Source organism: Kutzneria sp. 744, assembly GCF_000568255.1.
In the GTDB taxonomy this organism is placed as follows: domain Bacteria; phylum Actinomycetota; class Actinomycetes; order Mycobacteriales; family Pseudonocardiaceae; genus Kutzneria.
Window position 1 is genome coordinate 3,668,794 of record NZ_KK037166.1, and the last position, 20,421, is coordinate 3,689,214.

General features: G+C 71.3%; 21 protein-coding genes and 1 pseudogene. 6 read left to right on the forward strand and 16 right to left on the reverse strand.

All coding sequences use genetic code 11. The features are described 5' to 3' along the window. The coding region (locus KUTG_RS61315) for a hypothetical protein (protein WP_043717828.1) at positions 1–474 on the reverse strand (474 nt) is incomplete at its 3' end. Next, positions 471–2,372 carry a DNA primase gene (gene dnaG / locus KUTG_RS16360; RefSeq protein WP_043717830.1) on the reverse strand — a complete coding sequence of 634 codons (1,902 nt, stop codon included), beginning with the start codon at positions 2,370–2,372 and terminating at the stop codon, positions 471–473. The genes KUTG_RS61315 and dnaG, both read right to left, overlap by 4 nt. A gap of 44 nt (positions 2,373–2,416) precedes the next feature. Here dnaG and KUTG_RS16365 point away from each other — a divergent pair, with 44 nt between their 5' ends. Next, positions 2,417–3,319 carry a sigma-70 family RNA polymerase sigma factor gene (locus KUTG_RS16365; RefSeq protein WP_043717832.1) on the forward strand — a complete coding sequence of 301 codons (903 nt, stop codon included), beginning with the start codon at positions 2,417–2,419 and terminating at the stop codon, positions 3,317–3,319. Between the two features lie 2 nt (positions 3,320–3,321). Here the strand turns inward: KUTG_RS16365 and KUTG_RS16370 are convergent, their stop codons facing one another. The 8 genes and pseudogenes from KUTG_RS16370 to KUTG_RS16405 all read right to left on the reverse strand — a co-directional run bounded on the left by KUTG_RS16370 (position 3,322) and on the right by KUTG_RS16405 (position 11,159). Continuing rightward, positions 3,322–3,888, reverse strand: a complete 567-nt coding sequence (locus tag KUTG_RS16370; RefSeq protein WP_043717834.1) for a carboxymuconolactone decarboxylase family protein — start codon at positions 3,886–3,888, stop codon at positions 3,322–3,324. Positions 3,889–3,924: 36 nt separating this feature from the next. After that, positions 3,925–5,055: a serpin family protein gene (locus KUTG_RS16375; RefSeq protein ID WP_043717836.1), complete on the reverse strand. Its 1,131-nt coding sequence runs from the start codon at positions 5,053–5,055 to the stop codon at positions 3,925–3,927. 307 nt (positions 5,056–5,362) lie between these two features. Beyond that, positions 5,363–6,620, reverse strand: a pseudogene (locus tag KUTG_RS16380) (deoxyguanosinetriphosphate triphosphohydrolase). Next, on the reverse strand, positions 6,617–7,261 hold the full coding sequence (locus tag KUTG_RS16385; RefSeq protein WP_157494574.1) for a YdcF family protein: 645 nt from the start codon (positions 7,259–7,261) through the stop codon (positions 6,617–6,619). The pseudogene KUTG_RS16380 and the gene KUTG_RS16385 overlap by 4 nt, the downstream one beginning before the upstream one ends. Before the next feature lie 4 nt (positions 7,262–7,265). After that, positions 7,266–7,871 carry a response regulator transcription factor gene (locus tag KUTG_RS16390; protein ID WP_043717839.1) on the reverse strand — a complete coding sequence of 202 codons (606 nt, stop codon included), beginning with the start codon at positions 7,869–7,871 and terminating at the stop codon, positions 7,266–7,268. Then, positions 7,868–8,944, reverse strand: coding sequence for a sensor histidine kinase (locus KUTG_RS16395; protein ID WP_052394703.1), 1,077 nt, complete (start codon positions 8,942–8,944; stop codon positions 7,868–7,870). Before KUTG_RS16395 ends, KUTG_RS16390 begins: the two co-directional genes overlap by 4 nt. Then, complete coding sequence (locus KUTG_RS16400; RefSeq protein WP_052394705.1) at positions 8,941–10,026, reverse strand: sensor histidine kinase; 1,086 nt, start codon at positions 10,024–10,026, stop codon at positions 8,941–8,943. The genes KUTG_RS16395 and KUTG_RS16400 overlap by 4 nt, the downstream gene beginning before the upstream one ends. Next, positions 10,023–11,159: a sensor histidine kinase gene (locus KUTG_RS16405; RefSeq protein WP_198047196.1), complete on the reverse strand. Its 1,137-nt coding sequence runs from the start codon at positions 11,157–11,159 to the stop codon at positions 10,023–10,025. Before KUTG_RS16405 ends, KUTG_RS16400 begins: the two co-directional genes overlap by 4 nt. An 80-nt stretch (positions 11,160–11,239) precedes the next feature. Here KUTG_RS16405 and KUTG_RS16410 point away from each other — a divergent pair, with 80 nt between their 5' ends. After that, positions 11,240–11,968: a Type 1 glutamine amidotransferase-like domain-containing protein gene (locus KUTG_RS16410; protein ID WP_043717842.1), complete on the forward strand. Its 729-nt coding sequence runs from the start codon at positions 11,240–11,242 to the stop codon at positions 11,966–11,968. A gap of 1 nt (position 11,969) precedes the next feature. Here KUTG_RS16410 and KUTG_RS16415 read toward each other — a convergent pair whose 3' ends face one another. After that, positions 11,970–13,199: an MFS transporter gene (locus KUTG_RS16415; RefSeq protein ID WP_157494575.1), complete on the reverse strand. Its 1,230-nt coding sequence runs from the start codon at positions 13,197–13,199 to the stop codon at positions 11,970–11,972. 233 nt (positions 13,200–13,432) lie between these two features. On the opposite strand from KUTG_RS16415, the gene KUTG_RS16420 reads away from it, so the two are divergent. Beyond that, on the forward strand, positions 13,433–14,401 hold the full coding sequence (locus tag KUTG_RS16420; protein ID WP_043717845.1) for a hypothetical protein: 969 nt from the start codon (positions 13,433–13,435) through the stop codon (positions 14,399–14,401). Here KUTG_RS16420 and KUTG_RS16425 read toward each other — a convergent pair. The 3 genes from KUTG_RS16425 to KUTG_RS16435 form a co-directional block, all read right to left on the reverse strand. Further along, complete coding sequence (locus KUTG_RS16425; protein WP_043729601.1) at positions 14,383–15,768, reverse strand: glycine--tRNA ligase; 1,386 nt, start codon at positions 15,766–15,768, stop codon at positions 14,383–14,385. The two genes, KUTG_RS16420 and KUTG_RS16425, sit on opposite strands and share 19 nt — an antisense overlap. 97 nt (positions 15,769–15,865) lie before the next feature. Then, a complete protein-coding gene (locus tag KUTG_RS16430) occupies positions 15,866–16,498 on the reverse strand; it encodes a class F sortase (RefSeq protein ID WP_043717848.1) in 633 nt (210 codons plus the stop codon). A gap of 36 nt (positions 16,499–16,534) precedes the next feature. Next, positions 16,535–16,915: an antibiotic biosynthesis monooxygenase gene (locus KUTG_RS16435; protein WP_043717851.1), complete on the reverse strand. Its 381-nt coding sequence runs from the start codon at positions 16,913–16,915 to the stop codon at positions 16,535–16,537. A 120-nt stretch (positions 16,916–17,035) separates the two neighbouring features. Here KUTG_RS16435 and KUTG_RS16440 point away from each other — a divergent pair, with 120 nt between their 5' ends. The 3 genes from KUTG_RS16440 (at position 17,036) to KUTG_RS16450 (ending at position 18,331) form a co-directional block, all read left to right on the forward strand. Further along, the gene (locus tag KUTG_RS16440; RefSeq protein ID WP_232240823.1) at positions 17,036–17,338 is read left to right on the forward strand and encodes a hypothetical protein; all 303 of its coding nucleotides are present in this window, start codon (positions 17,036–17,038) and stop codon (positions 17,336–17,338) included. Between the two features lie 127 nt (positions 17,339–17,465). Beyond that, entirely contained in the window at positions 17,466–17,918 is a 453-nt protein-coding gene (locus tag KUTG_RS16445) for an ArsR/SmtB family transcription factor (protein WP_043729605.1), read from the forward strand. Further along, positions 17,915–18,331, forward strand: a complete 417-nt coding sequence (locus KUTG_RS16450; protein ID WP_043717853.1) for a Fur family transcriptional regulator — start codon at positions 17,915–17,917, stop codon at positions 18,329–18,331. Before KUTG_RS16445 ends, KUTG_RS16450 begins: the two co-directional genes overlap by 4 nt. Positions 18,332–18,394: 63 nt before the next feature. Here KUTG_RS16450 and KUTG_RS16455 read toward each other — a convergent pair whose 3' ends face one another. Both KUTG_RS16455 and KUTG_RS16460 read right to left on the reverse strand, forming a co-directional pair. Beyond that, positions 18,395–18,772, reverse strand: a complete 378-nt coding sequence (locus KUTG_RS16455; RefSeq protein ID WP_043717855.1) for a YciI family protein — start codon at positions 18,770–18,772, stop codon at positions 18,395–18,397. A gap of 516 nt (positions 18,773–19,288) precedes the next feature. Continuing rightward, the gene (locus KUTG_RS16460) at positions 19,289–20,413 is read right to left on the reverse strand and encodes an epoxide hydrolase family protein (RefSeq protein WP_043717859.1); all 1,125 of its coding nucleotides are present in this window, start codon (positions 20,411–20,413) and stop codon (positions 19,289–19,291) included. Positions 20,414–20,421 lie beyond the last annotated feature (8 nt).

Here is a 20,421-nt window from a genome sequence, read left to right on the forward strand (position 1 = left end):
CTTCTCGGCCAATGCGGCCACCGCCGTCGGATCGGCGCCGGCGTCGGGCCTGACCTGGAGAATCGTCCCATCCCGGCCGGGCACCCGACGGCGCACGAACCACGCGCCACCGCCCGGCAGCTCATGCCGGTGCCGGTCCACGACCGACTGCGTCACCCGCCGCTGCACAGCCTGCGGCAGCTTGCCCGGCTGCTCCAGCGGGAGCCGCCGCGGCGGCTGGTCGGTCAGCAGGACGGCCGACCCGGCCGTGCCGGTCTCCACGGCCGCGATGACGGTCAGCGCGCTGCCGTCCCACGTCGCCTTGCTGATCAGGTGCCAGCCGAGCCGCTCGGCGCCGGGCAGCCACAGCCCCAGCGACGTCGCCACCACCAGCTCGCCGCCGGACGTGCCGCTGGCCGCCACGCTCTCGTTCGGGTCGAGCTGGCCGGCGAAGCCCTCGGGCAGGCCGGTCAGCTTGCGGCGCAGCCAGCTCAATACGCACCGATCCCTTGCTCGCGCAACGCCTTCCGGTACTGCTCCAGCGCCACCAGGTCGCCGAACAGCTCCCGGTACTCGGCCTCGTGCTCCACCGGCGACAGCCGCTGCAGCCGCGACTTCAGCTCGGCGACCTGCTTGGCCACCAACGTCTCCTGCAGCCGCGCGACGATCACCTCGACGTAGCGGATGTCCACTTCGGACTTCACCTGCACGGGGTCGACCGCCAGCTCGGTCAGCAGCGACCGCAGGCTCTGGTGCTGCAACTGCTGCCCGACGGCGTCCACGAACGCCGGCCCTGAGATGCCGCACGAGGCCCCGCCGGCGGCGATGATCGCCCGGTGCACCTCCAGGTAGGCCGGATCGGCGAAGGCGTCCTCGGGGAGCGCGTCGTAGTAGGGCCCAGCCAGCGCCGGCGCCTGCAGGGCGATCTTGAGCGCCTCCCGCTGCGACCACAGCGCCGGATCGTCGCGGCGCGGCCGCGCCGGCCCGGCGACGTCCAGCCCGAGGGCACTCTGGTCCGGGTCGGGCGGCTGCACGCGGCGCCCCCGGCGCACCGGCTCGGCGCCGCCCGCCGACTCCCGCACCCGCCGCACGACGGTGTTGGTGTCCTCCCAGCCCACCCAGCCGGCGAGCTGCCGCGCGTACTCGTCCCGCAGCGACACGTTCTTGATCCGGGCGACCAGCGGCACCGCCCGGCGCAGCCCCTCCACGCGTCCCTCGGCGGTGTCCAGGTCGTGCTCGGTGAGCAAGGCCTTGATGGCGAAGGTGAACAGCGGCTGCCGGCGGGCCACCAGGTCCCGGACGGCCGCCTCGCCCTTCTGCTGCCGCAGCTCGCACGGGTCCATGCCGTCCGGTGCGACACAGACGTAGGTGTTGGCGGAGAACTGCTGGTCGTCGTCGAACGCCTTGAGCGCCGCCTTCTGACCGGCCGCGTCGCCGTCGAAGGTGAAGATGACCTCGGCGCGGAACTCGAAGTCGTCCATCAGCAGCCGGCGCAGCACCGAGATGTGGTCGCTGCCGAACGCCGTGCCGCACGAGGCGACGGCCGTCGGCACGCCCGAGGCGTGCATGGCCATCACGTCCGTGTAGCCCTCGACCACCACCACCTGGTGCCGCCGCGCGATCTCCCGCTTGGCCATGTCGATGCCGAACAGCACCTGCGACTTCTTGAAGATCGGCGTCTCCGCCGTGTTGACGTACTTCGCCTCGATCCGGTCGTCGTCGAACAGCCGCCGCGCGCCGAAACCCACCACGTCGCCGCCGAGATCCTTCAACGGCCACAGCAGCCGGCGGTGGAACCGGTCGATCGGTCCGCGCTGGCCCTCCCGCGACAGGCCCGCCTTGTACAGCTCCTCCAGCACGAAGCCGCGGCCCAGCAGGTGCTTGGTCAGCTGGTCCCAGCCGGCCGGCGCGAAACCACAGCCGAACAGGGTCGCCGTCGCCTCGTCGAAATCCCGCTCCGCGAGGTACTCCCGCGCCTTGAGGGCGTCCGGCGTGCGCAGCTGCTCCATGTAGAACTCCGACGCCGCGCGGTGCGCCTCCAGCAGCCGGCTGCGGGTGCCACGGTCCCGCTGCACGCTCGCGCCGCCGCCCTCGTACGTCAGCTGCAGGCCCACCCGCTCCGCGAGCCGCTCCACCGACTCGACGAAGCTGAGGTGATCGATCTTCATGACGAAGGCGATCACGTCCCCGCCCTCGCCACAGCCGAAGCAGTGGAAGGTGCCGTGCGTCGACCGCACGTTGAACGACGGGGTCTTCTCGTCGTGGAACGGGCACAGCCCCTTCAGCGCGCCGCCGCCGGCCCTGCTCAGTGCGACGTACTCGCCGACCACCTCGTCGATCCGATTGCGGTCGCGCACCTCGGCGATGTCACTGTCCCGGATGCGTCCTGCCACAACACCCGAGTGTAGGCGGCCACCCGTGCGGCAGGATCCACGGCATGTCCGTCCCCGACGACCTGGCCGCCGCGTTCACCACCCACCGCACCCACCTGGTCGGTGTCGCCTACCGCATCACCGGCCGGTTCGGCGACGCCGAGGACGCCGTCCAGGAGGCGTGGCTGCGCCTGTCCGCGCACCCCGAGGGCATCCGCGACCTGCGCGCGTGGCTCACGACGGTCGTCGGCCGGATCTGCCTCGACCAGCTCAAGTCCGCCGCCTCGCAACGGGAGCGCTACGTCGGCTCGTGGCTGCCCGAGCCGCTCGTCACACCCGCCGAGGGCAGCGACCCCCTGGACGTCATCGTGCGCGACGACGGCATGCGCATGGCTGCCCTTGTCGTCCTGCACACCCTCACCCCCGAACAGCGGGTCGCCTTCGTCCTGCACGACGCCTTCGGCGTGCCCTTCCCGGAGATCGCCGACACCCTCGGCTGCACCCCCGCCACCGCCCGCCAGCACGCCTCACGGGCCCGCCGCATCGTCGAGGACGCCGACGTGCCCCCGCGCGTCGACCTCGACACCCAGCGCACCGTCCTCGCCGAGTTCCTGGCCGCCGTCGCCACCGGCGACCTCGACCAGCTCCTCCGCGTCCTGCACCCCTCCGCCGCCTTCACCGGCGACGGCGGCGGCCGCGCCCGCACCACCCTCAACGTCATCACCGGCCACGACAAGATCGCCCGCTTCCTGCTCGGGCTCCGCGCCATGTACGGCCCGCAAACGCTTGCCGCCTACCGCTTCGGCCTGGTCAACGGCGACCTCGGCCTGGTCCTCCCGGCCGGCCACGGTCCTGATCCCCGCATCACCGCCTTCGCCATCCGCGACGGCCGGATCGTCGCCATGTACGACATCGCCAACCCCGACAAGCTCACGCACATCGAGTTCGACGAGACGCCCCAGCCCTGATCTCACACGCGCGGCACGCGGCAGGCCTCACCCGAGGTGAAGCCCTGATCGACGATGCCCAGCGCGTGGTTGAGCCGGCTGCGCTGGTTCTCCAGCGCGATCAGGTAGGTCAGCTCGATCGCGCCGACATGCCCGAGCTCGGCGTCCAGCTCCGCCACCTGCTCGTCGGTGACCGTGGTCGGCGTGGCGGTCATCGCGTCGGCATAGGCCAGCGCCTTGCGCTCGATGTCGGTGTAACGCGGCGACGTCTCGTAGTCGTCGATCTCGCGCAGCCGGTCGATGTCCAAGCCGTCCAGCCGTTGCAGCATGGTGCCGAAGTCGATGCACCACGAGCAGCCCAGCACCACGGCGACCCGGTACTGCACCAGGTGGCGCAGGCTCACCGGCAGCTTCGTCGCGGTCCGCTCGACCGCGAGCTCGTGCACGGCCCCGGCCGTGAGCAGCCCTCGGTGCCGGGCGATGACGCCGAACGGCTCGGGCACCGCGCCGTAGCGGCGCTTGGCCATCCAGAACACGCCACGGGCCAACAGTCCGGCCTTGTCCTTGCTCACCACAGGAATCCTCGTCATATCCAGGGGACGAGGAGCCTGCGCCAAGTGTGACAGCTACGGATGCACGACCCGCGCGACGAAGTACGGCACCCCGGTCTCCCGGTGCCGCACGACGACCAGGAACGGCCGGTCCACGTCCACGACAATCGGGTCCGTCGGCACGGACATGGACATCGACCGCATGATCATGGCGGTCGCGGCGGCCCCTTCGAGGCCCTGCTCGTCGAACTTCAGCACCGACTCGTGCAGCACGTCGTCCACGTACAGCCGGGGATCGGGGCACAGCCGCGTCAGCCCGGCCTGCCCGGGCTTGAACAGCAGGTGCACGCCCAGGTCCAGCAGCGGGTGCTTGATGCTGGCCCGGGTGCTGACGTTGATCTTCGGCATGGTCAGCTGCACCCGCTGCGACGACGCCGTGCCGAGCAGCTCGGCCAGCTTGGCGCCGTCGAGCGCCGGCTCGGCCTCGGTCAGCGGCGCGTCCGGCACCAGCAGCACGGCGTCCACGCCGCCGGCCGCCGGCAGCACGACAACCTGCCAGCCGTCGCGGTGGCCGTAGCCGAGGCGCTTGGTCTGCCGCATGCTCGGCGGCTCGTACGTGCCGGTCGGCGCGTGGAACGGCCGGGGCGTGGTGGCCCCCTCGGTGAACGGGTGGTGCCAGGCGACCTTCAGATACAGGGCGTTGACCAGCGCGGCGACCGTCATCGGCTTGATGCTGCCCGGCGGGATCAGCTCCGGGATCAGGCCGCGCGTTGTCTCCGCGACGTCGGTGTTGATCAGCTTCCTGGCGTCCTCGGGCGCGTCGGCGAACGGCGCGCCCTTGACCGAGCCGTTGGGCCAGCGCGCGAGCTCCTCGGCGAACTCGCGCCGGATCGGCAGGTCCTCCACCGCCCACAGTGTGTTGGACACGGCCAGCACCGGCGGATCGCCCTGCCCCGTGTCGTCCAGCTCGGCCGCCGCCGCCAGCTGCGAGGCCTGCGCCCGCAGCTCGCCCGCGCGGTCGCCGGCCTTGGCGCCGGCCGCCGGGTCACCGAGCAGAGCGCCGACGAGTTCGTCGCGGCTGACGCCCTCGGCTGCCTCCGCGGTCAGTCCGAGCGCGGACAGCACCGAGAACGGCGACCAACACAGATCGTTGTCCGGATCGGGGTCGACCGCACGGTGCAGGGCGAGGGTGAACGCCAGGTCCACGACACCTCCTGAAGTGGGGGGTGTCCCGAGTCTGCCATCCACCCGGCGCTAACGCCGGGGGTCGCGCAATTTGACGTTCGCAGATTCCTCCGGAAGTGGTCGCGCCCCGGCCCCACGCGGTCCGTCCGGCCGCGGAAACCCGCGGCTCACGGACGCCCGCGGCGCCGCCGCCCTCCGCCCCGCCACCCCTTCGGGTGACACCAGCCGACACCCGGCGACCGAACAGCCGCCGCAGGCCCCGTCGCACTGCTCCAGCTATGCCCATGACACCGAGAGTCCCACCGGCCGGCCAATTCGGCCTCTCGGTTCACCGCAGGCAGAACCGGTCGTACCAGGCAACTGCTTGAGCATCGGTCAGCGAGGCCAACTGGTCGACAACCACCCGCAGCCAAAAAAAAATCGTCGCCGGCCGCCAGCCACGCCGGCCGGAACGCCGGGTCCAGCGCGTCCGGCGCACGCTCGGAGAGCACCTCGGCCAGCTCCATGAGTTGCTGCCGCTGCACCCGCTGGAGGGCCAGCCGGTGCGGATCGCTCATCACGTAGTGCAGCGCGACGGCCTTGAGCAGCGCCACCTCGGCCGCGACCAGCGACGGCACCGCCAGGTCGGCGGCGTACCGGCACAGCGGCCCGTCGCCGTGCAGCCGCCGCGTCTCGGTGATCGCCGCCGCGGCGAACCGGCCGACCAGCTCACTGGTCAGCACCTTCAGGGCCACCTGCGCGCCCAGCGACCCGTCGTAGTCGTGCTCGGCCAGGGCGGCCACGGCCGGCAGCCGCAGCAGCTCGGTCGCCGCATCCTCCAACGCGCCGACCGGCTCGTCGGAGAAGTGCTTGGCGGCCAGCTCCGCGACCGCGGCCCGCTCCACCGGGCTGGCCAGCTCGCTGAGCGAGATGCGCCCGGACAGCACGCCGTCCTCCACGTCGTGCACCGAGTAGGCGACGTCGTCCGCCCAGTCCATGACCTGCGCCTCCAGGCAGCGCCGACGCTCCGGCGCCCCCTCACGCACCCAGTCGAAGACGGCCACGTCGTCCTCATACACGCCGAACTTGACCACGCCGGCAGTCCGCGGCCACGGGTACTTCGTGGCAGCGTCCAGCGACGCCCGGGTCAGGTTCAGCCCGTAGCCGCGCCCCTCGGCCAGCACCTTCGGCTCCAGGCGGGTCAGGATGCGCAGCGTCTGCGCGTTGCCCTCGAAGCCGCCACACGGCTCCGCGATCACGTGCAGCGCCCGCTCCCCGTTGTGCCCGAACGGCGGGTGCCCGATGTCGTGTGCCAGCCCGGCCGTGTCCACCACGTCCGGATCGCAGCCCAGCTCGCCGCCGATGCCCCGGCCGATCTGGGCGACCTCCAGCGAGTGCGTCAGCCGTGTCCGCGGCACGTCGCCCTCGCCCGGCCCGACCACCTGCGTCTTGCCGGCCAACCGGCGCAGCGCCGCCGAGTGCAGCACCCGCGCCCGGTCCCTGGAGAACGCGCTGCGCTGCTCGGCCAGCGAACCCGGCAGGGCCGCCCGCTTCGGCTCGTCCGGCAGCAGGCGAGCGGTGTCGTGCCCGGTGTAGCCGCCGGTCAACTGGCGCTCGCGCCGAACTCGTCGGCCGGGGCCCTGGACAGCCGGTAGAACAGCAGCGCCCCGGTCTCCCGGACGATCTGGCTGAACTGCGTCTCCCGCGTGCGGACCATCGGACCGGTGTGCGTCGGCGAAACCCCGGCGTCGATACCACTGTCCCGCGCCATGGTCTGCGCCCGGAACGAGTGCCAGGGATCGCTCACCAGCACCGCCGTGGTCCACCCGTGGTTGCGGTACACCGGCGCCACCGCACGGAGGCTCTCCAGCGTGTCGCTGCCGGTGCCCACGGAGATGATCCGGTCCTGCGGAACCCCGTTGTCGGCCAACCACATCTGGCCCGACTCGGCCTCGGTGTAGTGGTCGCCCGGCTGCCGGCCGCCGACGGTGAGCACGTACTTCACCACACCGTCGTCGTACAGCGTCTTGGCGTGCTGGAGCCTGGCCTCGAGCGCGTCCGACGGCGTGCCGTCGTACTGCGCCGCGCCGAGCACGATCGCCACGTCCACGGGCGACCGCTCGTCCAGCCGCGCCACCTGCCAGACCCGCACGGCAGTGCCGCCGATCACCAGTCCGGCGACGAGGAGCGCGCCCAGCACGACCCGCAGAAACATCCGGCGCACGGTCGACCCACTCACGGGGCCCATGGTGTCACAGCCAGCCGCGGTCCTCCGCGAGACGGGCCGCCTCGGCCCGGGTCCTGGCCCCGGTCTTGCCGATGGCCGACGACAGATGGTTGCGCACCGTGCCCTCCGACAGGTGCAGCGTCCTGGCCACGTCCGACACCGTGCCGCCGTCACTGGCGGCGAGCAGCACCTCCCTCTCCCGTTCGGTCAGCGGGCTCGCCCCGCTGGCCAGCGACTCCGCGGCGAGCGCGGGATCGACCACCCGCAGCCCGGCGTGCACCCGCCGGACCGCCTCCACCAACTGCTCCGGCGGCGCGTCCTTGACCACGAACCCGGCCGCACCCGCGGCCATCGCCCGCGCCAGGTAGCCGGGCCGGCCGAACGTGGTGCACACCACCACCCGGCAGCCGGGCATCGCCCGGCGCAGCTCCGCGGCCGCGGTCAACCCGTCCATGCCGGGCATCTGCACGTCCAGCAGCGCGACATCCGGACTGGTGCGCTGCGCCGCCGGCACCACCTCGTCGCCCGAGCCCACCTCGGCGACGACCTCGATGTCCGACTCGATGCTGAGCATCGCGGCCAGCGCGCCGCGCACCAACGCCTGATCGTCGGCCAGCAGAACCCTGATCACGACGGCACCGCCACTCTCAACCGAAAACCTCCTTCCGCGCACGGCCCGGTGTCGATCCGACCACCGATGCCCGCCACGCGTTCGACGAGACCACTGTCCACTCCACCACCGTCCGCGACCGGCACCACGGCCGTGCCGTCGTCGCGAACCTCCAGCCAGGACTCGCCCAGCCGGACCTCGCACCGCGTCGCGCCGCTCGCGCGCCGCAGCACCGCCGTGACGCCGTCGCGCAGCGCGTACGCGAAGGCCTCCCGGTAAGCAGGCGCCACCCGGTCCACCGCCGTCGGCAGGTCGGCCACGATGCCGGCCGCCTCCAACGCCGCCCGTGCGCCGACGACCTCCGCGGCCAGCGACGCCGTGCGGTAACCCGACACGGTCGCCCGCACCTGCGTCACCGCCTCACGGGCCAGGTCCTCGACCTCGCGCACGTTCTCCATCGGCGTGCCGCCCCGCTCCAGTTCCGCGCACACCGCACTGGCCTTAGCGGTGATCGCGGCCAGGCTGTGCCCGAGATGCTCGCGTAACTCCTCGGCCAGCCGCGCCCGCTCCTGGGCGGCGGCCAGCCGGGCGATCTCCTCCTGCGCCGACGCCAGCGCGTAGTTGGCCCGGATGAGCCGGCCCATGAACCAGGTGGCCGCGAACACCGAGGCCAGCACCACCCAGTCGGTGAACAACTCGGCGAAGCCCAGGTTCGCGACGATGAGCACCGCGGTCACGGCCAGCGTCGGCAGGCCGATCGAGAAGGCCAGGACGGTCGGCAGCATCATGGCGGTCAGCGACAGGCCGTAGACGAACACCCAGGTGGACGTCAGCCCGATCAGCCACACCAACGCCGTCGGCAGTGCGAGCAACGCCGCCGTCAGCACCAGCTTCGGCCCCAGGCCCAGGTTCCACATCTTCATGGACGCCAGCACGTACAGGGCCGCGTAGACGGCGAACACCGTCAGGGCGGAGGCGATACGCCAGGTCGGCGTACCGCTGTTGACCAGCTGGTACAGGCTCGGCACCGCGAACAGCAGGAAGAAACAGCTGACGGGCCAGCCCAGTTCGGGATCGAAGCGACGCGGCGTCACGCCGGCACCTCCACCCGGAGCCGGAACCCCTGGCTGGGCAGCGGTCCTGCCTCCAGTCGGGCGCCGATTCCGCCCAGGCGCTGGGAAAGCCCGGTCAGGCCGTTGCCGCCGCCGTCGACCCGGGACGGGTTGGCCGCGGCCGGGACGGGGTCACCGTCGTCACGGACCTCCAGCCAGCGGCCGCCGAGCCTCACCTCGCACCGCGTCGCGCCTGCGCTGTGCCGCACCACATTGGTCACGCCTTCGCGCAGCGCGAACGCGAACGCCTCCTGGTACTCGGGGGCGACATCGTCCACCGCCAGCGGGAAATCGGCGTCGATCCCGGCCGCCCTCAGCACCTCCTTGGCGCCGACCAGCTCCGCGGCCAGCGACGCCGACCGCTCCCCCGACACCGTGGCCGCGATGTCGGCCAAAGCCTGCTGGGACAACCGTTCCACGTCCCGCATCTCGGCCAGCGCGCGGTCGATCCCCACCCCGGCTTCGAGCATCCGACGAGCCAACCCGGCCTTCACCGTCACCGTCGTGAGGCTGTGCCCGAGCACGTCGTGCAGGTCCCGCGCGATGCGACCGCGCTCGTCGGCCACGGCCAACGCGGTGACCTGGTCCCGGGCCAGCCGAAGTTCGCGGTTGACATCGATCATGTGCACCACGGCTCGGCACAGCAGCGTGACCGACAGCAGGATGACCAGCAGTCCCATGTAGCTGCCCGGCAGCACGATCACCAGCACCAGGAACGCCACGCCGTGGACGGGGACCATCCACCAGCCCGGCACGATCACCGCGCACAGCGCGAAGGCCCAGATGAAGATGTACGGCGTGGCCACTGTGGACAGCGCGGCCGCCGCACCCATGTAGGCCACGCCGACGGACACCTGCCAACTCGTCGACGCACGCCAGACCGCGACCGGCAGCAGCACGTAGCCGACGCCGTAGAGCACCAGGCCGCCGACCGCCAGCCCGGTCGCCCACACCGGTCGGTCGACGCCGAACTGCCCCACCATCGCCGGCAGCATGAACAACACGAAGAAGGACGCCGACGCGATCCATCCCCGGTGGTTGTCCCGGACGATCTGATCGGTCATGCCGGCACCGGCCTCGCCACGCTGGCCCGCAGCAGGAAACCGCCGCCCGGCACCGGGCCCGCGTCGATCCGGCCGCCGATCGAGGCCAGCCGGTCGGCCAGCCCGGTCAGGCCGGCCCCGCCGCCGTCCACACGCGACGCCCCCGCGTCCGCGAGGGCCGAGCCGTTGTCCCGGACCTCCAACCAGGACTCGCCCAGCCGCACCTCGCAGTTCGTCGCGCCGCTGTGCCGCAACACGTTGGTGACCCCCTCTCGCAGCACGTAGGCGAACGACTCCTGGTACTCAGGCAGCACGTTGTCCACCGCCCTGGGCAGGTCGGCGGCGATGCCCGCGGACGCCAGCGCCGCACGGGCCCCAGCGACCTCGGCGCTCAGCGACGCGCTCCGGTACCCCGACAGCGTGGCACGCACCTCCGACAACGCCTGCCGTGACAACTGCTCGGCCTCCCCCACCTCGATGATCAACCGCTCCACCTCCCCCGGTCTCGTCTCCAGCAGCCTGCGGATCAGCCCCAGTTTCAGCGTCACCGTGGTCAGGCTGTGCCCCAGCACGTCGTGCACGTCGCGGGCCACCCTGGCCCGTTCCTCCGCGACGGCGAGCCTGGCCACCTCCCGGTTGGCCGCCTTCAGGTCGCCGCCGACCTTGCTGAAGCTGGTGATGCCGATGGTCAGGGCGATCATCAGTGCCAGGTTGCCCCAGTCGGGACCGCCCGGCGCCAGCGCCGAGGCGATGAACGCCACGGCGGTGAGTCCGCCGGCCACCACGATCGACGCGGGCCTGGTCAACAGAATGGCACTGAGCGCGAGCGCGTAGATGAGCAAGATCGAGTTGTCGGGCCGGTCGAGCCACACCGTGGCCAGGCCGAGGGCCGTGGCCACGGCGACATACCACATCTTCAGCCGGGGCCGCTCGTATCCGGACAGCCAGGTGCCGAGCGGGTAGCTGAGCAGGTACGCGATCGTGACGGCCAACTGCGCCGCCTTCGGCCCGGCCGGGCCGGGCGCCTGGGCGATGTCCACCACACCCGGCACCGACCAGGACAGGAACACGAAGGAGAAGGCGGTCGCGCCCACGCGACGGCGGCGTTCGGCCTTGTCGCCGCCCGCCTTGTCCGAAGTGCACCCGTCGGCCATGCCCATCACGTTAGGGCAGGAGGCGGACAGTCCCCCATGACAACTGGCACGGATGCCGCCGCGGCTGCCAGGATCCGAGCATGGCAGCCGATCGACCGACCATCGTGGCGACCTCGGGCGGATGGGTCCGGGGCGAGTACACCGAACTGGAGTTCGGGCCGCTGATCCGGCTCGCGCTGGACCTGTCCGGGGCGACCGGCCGACCGAGGCTGTGCCACGTCGGCACGGCCAACGGGGACAGCCGCGGCACCAACGCGATGGTGAACGAGGCCGGCCGGGTGGGCGGCGTCGAGGTGTCCAACCTGAACCTGTTCCCGATGCCGCCGACCGAGGATCTGGCCGGTTTCGTGCTCGACCACGACGTGGTGTGGGTCAACGGCGGCTCCGTGGCCAACCTGCTCGCGGTCTGGCAGGTGCACGGGCTCGGCGAGGTCATGCGCACCGCCTGGGAGGCCGGTGTCGTGCTCGGCGGCGTCTCGGCCGGCTCGATCTGCTGGTACACCGGCGGCGTCACCGACTCGTTCGGCCCGAACCTGCGGGTCGTGACCAACGGCCTCGGCCTGCTGCCCTATTCCAGCGGCGTGCACCTGGACTCCGAGGCCCAGCGCCGTCCCACCATCCACGAGGCGGTGGCCTCCGGGAAGCTGGGCGAGACGCACTGCACGGACGACGGCGCGGGCCTCGTTTATCACGGCACCGAGCTGGTCGAGGCCGTCTCGGAGCGGCGGCGTGGCGGCGCCTACCTGGTGCGCCGGGACGAGGCGACCGGCGAGGTCGTCGAGACGGCCTTCGACGTCCGCCGGCTCTGACTCACACCTGTGCCGGCTCGGCGACACGCTGCGCCGAGTCCGGCACGATCCGCTCCAGCATCAGCATGCCGGCCAGGGCGGCCAGGTTGAGCACGCCCAGCGCCAGCCACGGCAGGGACCGGTGCAGCTCGAACAGGATGGTGAAGAAGGCCGGGGCGATCATGCTGGCGATGGTGAACGAGTACTGGAAGACGGCCAGATAGCGGCCGCGGGCGGCGGCGGGCGACAGGGCCGTGGCCAGCCCCATCGAGACGGGTGCGTGGATCACGTCCGCCGCCGTGTACAGCAGGGTGGCGATGATCAGCGCCGGAATCACCCAACCGAGCTGGTTCGGCACGAGGCCCGCGAACGCCAGGCACCACGCCGCCCACAGGCCCCCGGCCACGACCAGCACCCTCGTCCGTCGATACGGCTCGACCAGCTTGATCGCGGGCGCACCCAGCAGGGCCAGCAGGATCGTGTTGCCGGCCAGCACGATCGGCGCCAGCCAGGCCGGACCGCCGAGCCCCTCCTTCACGAAGACCAGCAGTCCGAGCGCGAGCATGCCGGTCGAGAGAGCGAAAACCGTGTTGATTGCGGCAAACGCAACGAAAGGCCGATCTCGTAGCATCGTGGCGTAGCCGACGGCCTCGCCCGTCTCATGGGCACGGCGCGGAGCTCGCACGAACACGCCGATCGCCAGCGCCGCCGCCAGATAACAGCCGGCGGAACCGTTGGACAGCACCCGGTAGAACGTGTCGGTGCCGTCGGCGACGGCCAGGCTCGTGACCAGGCCGCCGATGCCCAGGCCACCCGTCCGAGTCATGTTGGCCCACGCGTACCAGCCGTCCTTGCTCATCGTGGACGCGCTGCCGTCGGAGAAGTCAGCGATCGCGGTGAACACGCTCGACCAGAAGAACCGCACGCCGATCGTGACCAGGGCCGATGTCACGAAGATGCCGACCGGCCCCTGCACGTGGCCGAACGCGAGAAATCCGATGCCCTGCGCGACCTGCGACGCGACGACCAGCGGCAGCGGGCCGACCCTGTCGGCCAGCCAACCCGCCAACAGCGGGATCGGCAGTGACAGGGCGGTCGCGACGCTGGCCAGAATGCCGATCAGCGTCAGCGGCACCGGGGTCAGCTGATGGAAGTAGTTGAGCGAGAGCGGCATGAACATGCCGCTGCCGACGGAGTCGAGGACGAGCGCGGACAGCAGAATGACGCCGCCGCGGCTGCGGTCGACCGACACGAAACCCCCCTTGGTAGCGCGTGATGCAAGCAAACACGCGTCGACCAACCACCATCTCGGGGATACGAGGTGTCGTCAACTCCATTGCGGCAAACCGACCAGGATAGCGCAGGGCACCGCGGAAACCCGATGATGTGGATCTTCGATTGCCGAGTTGTCCACAGGGCCCGAGTTGTCCACAGATCGGCCCTTCGCGGCCACCGGCGGCGGGGCGGACGCGGCAGGCTTGCCCCATGCCCACATGCATCACGAGCGGGACACACGTTTCGGTCGACAAGCTCTACGGCCTGTTCCCGCACCATGTCGCCCGCGCCGAAGCGCTGATCAAGCTGGGATTGTCCGCCAGCACCGTCTATCGGAGATGCCAGCCGGCAGGTCCCTGGCGGCGTGTCCTGCCCGGCGTGGTGATGTTCGGCAAGTCGCCGCCGACAGTGTCGCAACGGGTCCAGGCGGCGCTGTGTTACGCCGATCCCGACGGGTTGGTCACCGGCCACCACGCCCTGGTGCTGCACGGTATGAAGATCCCCCCACCGCCGCCGCTCAGCGCCGTGCACGTGCTCGTCCCGAAAGGACGGTCGCTGAAGTCGACGCCAGAGGTGTCGGTGGAACGCACGATCCGGATGCCGAAAGCCATGATGCGCAAGGGATACCTGGTCGCGCCGCTGGAACGGGCGTTGCTGGACACGGTCCGCGGCTTCGGCAACACCGAGCAGGTCCGCTCCCTGCTCGCCGAGGCGATCTGGGAGCACGGCCTGCCGCCCAAGCTGATCACCGCGGAGCTCGACGCCGGCAACGGCCGGGGCAGCGCACTGCCCCGGCGTGTGCTGGCCGAAGTGGTCAACGGCATCCGGACCGAGGCCGAGGCGCTGGCCGCCACGCTCGTCGGCGCCGCCCGGCTGCCGAGACCGCAGTGGAGCATGCAGGTCGACGATGAGAACAACGCCTACCTCGGACCGGTCAGCGCCTGGTGGGACGACGTGGCGATGGCCCTCGACATCGACGTGTCAGAGCATCCGTTCGAACGCACCGAGGACCAGCACGACAACTTTCTTGCCGCCAGTGTCGTGGTTGTGCGCACCACACCGAGGCAGATGCGGGCCTCCCCCAGGGCGTTCGTCGACCGGCTCAGGCAGGCCTACCAGCGCGCATCCAAGCGCGACCGCCCATTGGTGACCGCCACCGCTCAGCACCCGAGGAGCTGAGGTGCCAGATACGCCTCCAACCGGTCCATCGACACCCGCTCCTGGGTCATCGAGTCGCGCTCCCGCACCGTCACCGCGTGGTCGGTCAACGTGTCGAAGTCCACCGTCACGCAGAACGGCGTGCCGATCTCGTCCTGCCGGCGGTAGCGACGGCCGATGGCGCCGGCGTCGTCGAAGTCGGTGTTCCAGTTGCGGCGCAGCGCCGCCGCCAGGTCCTTGGCCTTCGGCGACAGGTCGGCGTTACGGGACAACGGCAGCACCGCCACCTTCACCGGCGCGAGCCTGCGGTCCAGGCGCAGCACCAGTCGCTTGTCCACGCCGCCCTTGGCGTTGGGCGCCTCGTCCTCGGTGTAGGCGTCCAGCAGGAACGCCATCATCGGGCGGCCGACGCCGGCGGCCGGCTCGATCACGAACGGCCGGTAGCGGGAGTTGGTGGCCTGGTCGAAGTAGGACAGGTCGACGCCCGAGTGGTTGGCGTGCGTGGTCAGGTCGAAGTCGGTGCGGTTGGCGATGCCCTCCAGCTCGCCCCACTCCTGGCCGGCGAAGAAGAACCGGTACTCGATGTCCACGGTCCGCTTGGAGTAGTGCGACAGCTTCTCCCGCGGGTGCTCGTACATCCGCAGGTTGTCGCGGGCGATGCCGAGATCGGTGTACCAGCGCAGGCGCTCGTCGATCCAGTACTGGTGCCATTCCTCGTCGCTGCCCGGCTCGACGAAGAACTCCATCTCCATCTGCTCGAACTCGCGGGTGCGGAAGATGAAGTTGCCGGGGGTGATCTCGTTGCGGAACGACTTGCCGATCTGGCCGATGCCGAACGGCGGCTTCTTGCGGGAGGTGGTGATGACGTTGAGGAAGTTCACGAAGATGCCCTGCGCGGTCTCCGGGCGCAGGTAGTGCAGGCCCTCCGCGGACTCCACCGGGCCGAGGTGGGTCTTGAGCAGGCCGTTGAACATCTTCGGCTCGGTGTACTGGCCGCGGTTGCCGCAGTTGGGACACGGCACGTCCGAGAGGTCGTTGTCCGCCAGCGGCTTGCCGGTGCGCTCGGCGTACTCCTCGGCGAGGTGGTCGGCGCGGAACCGGCGGTGGCAGGAATTGCACTCCACCAACGGGTCCACGAACGCGTCGATGTGGCCGGACGCGGCCCACACCTCGCGCGGCAGGATCACCGAGGAGTCCAGGCCGACCACGTCGTCGCGGCCCTGCACCATGGTGCGCCACCAGGCCCGCTTGATGTTGTCCTTGAGCTCGACACCCAACGGCCCGTAGTCCCACGCCGACCTGGTGCCCCCGTAGATCTCTCCGCACGGGTACACGAAACCCCTGCGCTTGCAGAGGCTGACGACGGCGTCGATGCGGTCCGCGGGCACGCCAAACTCCATCCGGCCGAGACTCGAACTGACAGGAAATTCCTGGGAAGGGAGCAAGAATAGTCGCCCCGTCCACCGCGTCGGCGAGGCAGGGCCGCTACGGACGGGTGACCAGCTCGGCCACCGCGAACCGGTTGTCGTCGTAGCCCTCGTTGCCGCCGACGAACTCTCCGCCGCAGGTGGCGAGCACCAGCCGGTGGCCGCCGTCCAGGCCGTAGAGCTGGTTGGCCCGGTTGGGCAGATCGGCCTTGGGCACGGTGACCAACTGGGTTATCCGGTACACCCAGTTGCGGCCCTTGTTGTCCACCACGGTGACCTGCTGGCCGACCTTGTCCTGCCACAGCTCGGCGAACGGGCCGGTGTGGCCCTGCCAGTTCACGTGGCCGGCGAGCAGGGTCGCGCCTTCCGGGGCGCCGAGGGTGGCGCCCCACCAGGTCGCCTGGTCGAGCCGCTCCGGCACGGACATGGCGCCGTCCTTGCTCACCTGGGCGGCGATCAGCTCGGCGATGCCGCCGCCGGGCAGGTGCACCGAGCCGGTGGTCGGCACGCCGGTGGGCTTGGTGGGAGATGTGGTGCCGGCGTCGGCACCCAGCGGTCCCGACCCCGTGGTCGCCGGTGCGGCCGCGATGTGCGACGAGTCGTCCGAGGTGACGAAGAACAGGAGACCCACCACGACTGCGACAACAGCGACGACAGCCGAGGCGAGCAGCACCACCTGTCGACTCGGCATGGCCAATCCCTCCCACCGGCTACCGCTGATTGTCCCTCAGCGGGGGCTGGCCGGCCCGGCGGCTTCGCCGAGTCGGACCGTGCCGGCGTCGCCGGCCAGCAGGCTCACGTGCTCGTCGGCGTGGCCGTCGGCGGCCGAGACTGTCAGCTCGAAGGCGGCCGGCTCGTCGGCGAGCGCGCGGGACAGCAGCGGAACCACGATCTCGCGGACCGGGAACGGCGACATGGCGCGCCGGTAGGCGACCACCGAGTCGAACTCGACCACCAGGACCCAGCGGTCCGCCGCGTCGGTCGCCCGGCCCAGTCGGCCGGTGCGACAGCCGGGCTGCGCGGTGAGCAGCTCGAGGGCGTGGCGGGCGGTGGCGGTGAACTCGGCCGCCTCGGCCTCGGGCACCTCGAACCGGCAGACCAGCAGCACGGTCGGACTCCTCGGGTCGTCTCGGCGGTCGGTTATGGTGGCGCATCCTCGCATCAGCGGGGGCTCGCCCGCCGCCGGGGTGCGGCCGGGCGTGGCGACGTCGGCGGATCGAGTGGGGACATGGCCGGAGGACAGCAACCGGGTCGAGGCCGCGGGCGGCGTGATCTGAAGACGCCGCTGCTGCCGGGCAACGGGCCGCTGGCCCGGGTGCCGGCGGCGGCCGTGTTCGGGCTCGTGCTGGTGCTGTTCGTGGTCGGTGTCGTGGTCCGCGGGCCGGTCGGCGCCGGTCTGCTCGGCGCCCTGGCGCTGATCGTGCTCGGGCTGCTCGGGGCCACCTGGCGGGTGCTGTCGCCCGCCGACCGGGCGCTGCGCATCCTGGTGGCCGTGATCCTGGTCGCGGTGCTGGTCTCCGTGCTCCGCTAGCAGCTCCGGCCACACCTGCTTCGATAACCATTGTCAGCACCGCCGGCAGCGGACGACCTCGTTCGCCTACCATGGTGGTTACGACCGCCTGGTCTTCCGCCCATTGCCTGCCGTGCCGGAGAGGACGATGCCCCCAGTGAGCCCGGACGCCGCGACCCCCGTCCCGGAGCGTCCGGACGGCCGCGCCGGGGGCGTCACCGCATTGGCCGACGCCCATGACCACGCGCCGCGTGAGCTGGGGACGAGCACTGCGGCAAGGCACGCGGCCGGCACCCTGACCGGCGCCGGCGACCTCCTGCGGGCGCTCGCCGCGCCCGTGCGCATCGCCATCGTGCTTCAGCTGCGCGAGGGCGAGCGCTGCGTGCATGAGCTCGTGGACGCCTTGGCCGTGGCCCAGCCGCTGATCAGCCAGCACCTGCGGGTGCTCAAGTCGGCCGGCGTCGTGCACGGCGAGCGGCACGGGCGCGAGGTCATGTACCGGCTGGTCGACGAGCATCTGGCGCACATCGTGGTGGACGCCGTCACCCACGTCGAGGAGGGCGGCTCGGCCGTCCGGGGCGAGCACCGGGAGGAAGCGTGACGACCAGCGAACGCCCGTCGGCCACCGTGCCCGGACTTCGGGCCACCAAGCAGCGGGCCGCCGTGTCCAAGCTCCTCGACCAGCTCGACGACTTCCGCTCCGCCCAGGAGCTGCACGAGGAGCTGCGCCGTCGGGGCGAGGGCATCGGCCTCACCACCGTCTACCGCACCCTCCAGTCCCTCGCCGACGCCGGCGAGGTCGACGTCCTGCGCACCGACAGCGGCGAGGCCATCTACCGCCGCTGCTCCAGCCACCACCACCATCACCTGGTGTGCCGCCGCTGCGGCCGGACCGTCGAGGTCGAGGGTCCCGCGGTGGAGAAGTGGGCCGACCGCATCGCCGCCGAGAACGGCTTCAGCGAGGTCAGCCACACCGTGGAGATCTTCGGCACCTGCGCCGGCTGCACCGCCTGACCAGGCTCGACACACCGGTCCACGCTGAGGCGTGGTGAGACGGCCGCGTCGTCAGGCGGGCCTTCATTCCATGATCGGGCGGACCTCGACCCGGCCGAAGCGGGCATCGGGGAAGCGCGCGGCCAGTTCGGTGGCGCGGTCGATGTCGACGCAGTCGAGCACGAAAAAGCCGGCCATCTGCTCCTTGGACTCGGCGAAGGGCCCGTCGGTGGTCATCGTGTCGCCATCCTGCACGCGAACCGTCCGGGTCGTCGCGGGCTCGGCCAGCGGGGTGCCGGAGACGAGCTCGCCGGACTCGGAGATCTCACGCATGAGGTCGCCGAACTGGGTGTCCATGGCGGCGCGTTCCTCGGGCGACGCGGAGCGGTAGTAGTCGGAGTGCTCGAACGTGGGATGCGCCCAGGTGGTGGGGTTGCTGTAGATCAGAACCAGGTACTTCACGGCGGCGCTCCTCGGGTTGGGCTGGGGCAGGAACCAGGTTGGGTCAGACAGCGAAACTCGGCCAGGCGAGCTGGGTCGAGGGCAGATGCGGGTCGGGGCGCGAGTAGGTCGAAGGCAGGAGTAGCTGAGAGGGCAAGGCAGGGTCGGAAGGTCCAGGAATGGACAGGGTCGAAGGGCGGGGCGGGTCAGGGCCGGGTTGATAAGGCACGAGCTGGTGCAGAGCGCTGCTCGTTGAGCTGACCTCGCGCGGTGAAACAGGTAATTGTGATAAAGTCAATCGCCCCCCGCAACAAATGTCGGGGAGCTGGTCGAGTTCTGGAACAGAACAAGGCGCGAGCTGGTCAGGGGCCAGAGCGAGTGAGCGGCCGAAGCGGGTCGAGGGCCGGAGCGGGTGAGGGGGCGGGGCGAGTCAGCCGGGCGAGGCAAGTGAACGGGCGGCTGGAGCGGGGTCTAGGGCCGGAGCGGGGTCGAAGAACGGGGCGGGGCCGAAGACCGTGGGGGTCGGGACCGGACTGGTCAGGGGCGGAGCTGGGCGAAGAACTGGCGGATGTCGTTGAGGTACAGGTCGGGGGCCTGCTGGGAGGCATAGTGGCCGCCGCGGTCGTAGACGTTCCAGGAGACGATGTTGGCGTGGTCACGGTGGGCGTAGGTGGGGATGGCCTGGGCGTCGTAGGGGAACTGGGCCAGACCGAGGGGCACGGTGGTGGGGGCGGCGGGCACGGGGTGCCGATGATCCTCGAGGTAGATCCGAGGGGCGGTGCCGGCGGTGTGGGTGAGCCAGTGGATGCAGACGTGGGTGAGCAGGGCATCGGGGTCGAGCCCGCCCATGACCTGGCTGTTCCACGCGAGGAGGCCGACGGGGGAATCGGTGAGGGCGTAGGCGAGCGTCTGGGGCTGCTCGGCGTGCACATGGTGGTACGAGGCCATGGTGCGCTGGAAGTGGCGAAGACCGGCGACGAGGGCCTGCTCGTCGGGAGGCAGCAGGGCGACGCTGGCGGGTTCGACGCTGGGCGGGTAGAAGGGCACATCGCCCTCGGGGCCGGAGAAGATCTGGGTGACGTGCACGCCGACGACGGAATCCGGCGCGGTGCGGCCGATCTCGGGTGAGATGACGGAGCCCCAGTCGTTGCCGGCGGCGCCGTAACGGGCGTAGCCGAGGCGGTCCATGAGCACGGTCCACGCGGCGGCGATGCGGCGAGGGCCCCAGCCGGAGTCGGTGGTGGGGCCGGACCAGGCGAAGCCGGGTAGCGAGGGAATCACCAGGTGGAAGGCGACGGCGGGGTCGAGGCCGTGGGCGCGGGGGTCGGTGAGCGGGCCGATGACGTCGAGGTATTCGGCGACGGAGCCGGGCCACCCGTGGGTGAGGATCAACGGCAGCGCATGGGGTTCGGGCGAGCGGACGTGCAGGAAGTGCACGGTGGCGCCGTCGATGGTGGTGGTGAACTGGGGATGGGCGTTGAGCCGGGCCTCGACGGCCCGCCAGTCGTAGCCGTCACGCCAGTGCTCGACCAGCTTGCGCACGTCTGCGCCGGAGACGCCGTAGTCGTCGCCGGGCGGCTCGGGGGCCCACCGGACCCGAGCCAGCCGATCACGCAGGTCGGCCAGCTCGGCGTCGGGGACCGCGATGCGAAACGTCTCCATGCTCGGCT

Excerpts from the sequence above, each read along its gene's own strand:
- KUTG_RS16440 (WP_232240823.1), top strand. The coding sequence starts at position 17,036 with ATGGCCGGAGGACAGCAACCGGGTCGAGGCCGCGGGCGGCGTGATCTG.
- KUTG_RS16460 (WP_043717859.1), bottom strand. The coding sequence starts at position 20,413 with ATGGAGACGTTTCGCATCGCGGTCCCCGACGCCGAGCTGGCCGACCTG.
- KUTG_RS16400 (WP_052394705.1), bottom strand. The coding sequence starts at position 10,026 with ATGACCGATCAGATCGTCCGGGACAACCACCGGGGATGGATCGCGTCG.
- KUTG_RS16405 (WP_198047196.1), bottom strand. The coding sequence starts at position 11,159 with ATGGCCGACGGGTGCACTTCGGACAAGGCGGGCGGCGACAAGGCCGAA.
- KUTG_RS16430 (WP_043717848.1), bottom strand. The coding sequence starts at position 16,498 with ATGCCGAGTCGACAGGTGGTGCTGCTCGCCTCGGCTGTCGTCGCTGTT.
- KUTG_RS16385 (WP_157494574.1), bottom strand. The coding sequence starts at position 7,261 with ATGGGCCCCGTGAGTGGGTCGACCGTGCGCCGGATGTTTCTGCGGGTC.
- KUTG_RS16420 (WP_043717845.1), top strand. The coding sequence starts at position 13,433 with ATGCCCACATGCATCACGAGCGGGACACACGTTTCGGTCGACAAGCTC.
- KUTG_RS16365 (WP_043717832.1), top strand. The coding sequence starts at position 2,417 with ATGTCCGTCCCCGACGACCTGGCCGCCGCGTTCACCACCCACCGCACC.
- KUTG_RS16410 (WP_043717842.1), top strand. The coding sequence starts at position 11,240 with ATGGCAGCCGATCGACCGACCATCGTGGCGACCTCGGGCGGATGGGTC.
- KUTG_RS16445 (WP_043729605.1), top strand. The coding sequence starts at position 17,466 with ATGCCCCCAGTGAGCCCGGACGCCGCGACCCCCGTCCCGGAGCGTCCG.
- KUTG_RS16370 (WP_043717834.1), bottom strand. The coding sequence starts at position 3,888 with ATGACGAGGATTCCTGTGGTGAGCAAGGACAAGGCCGGACTGTTGGCC.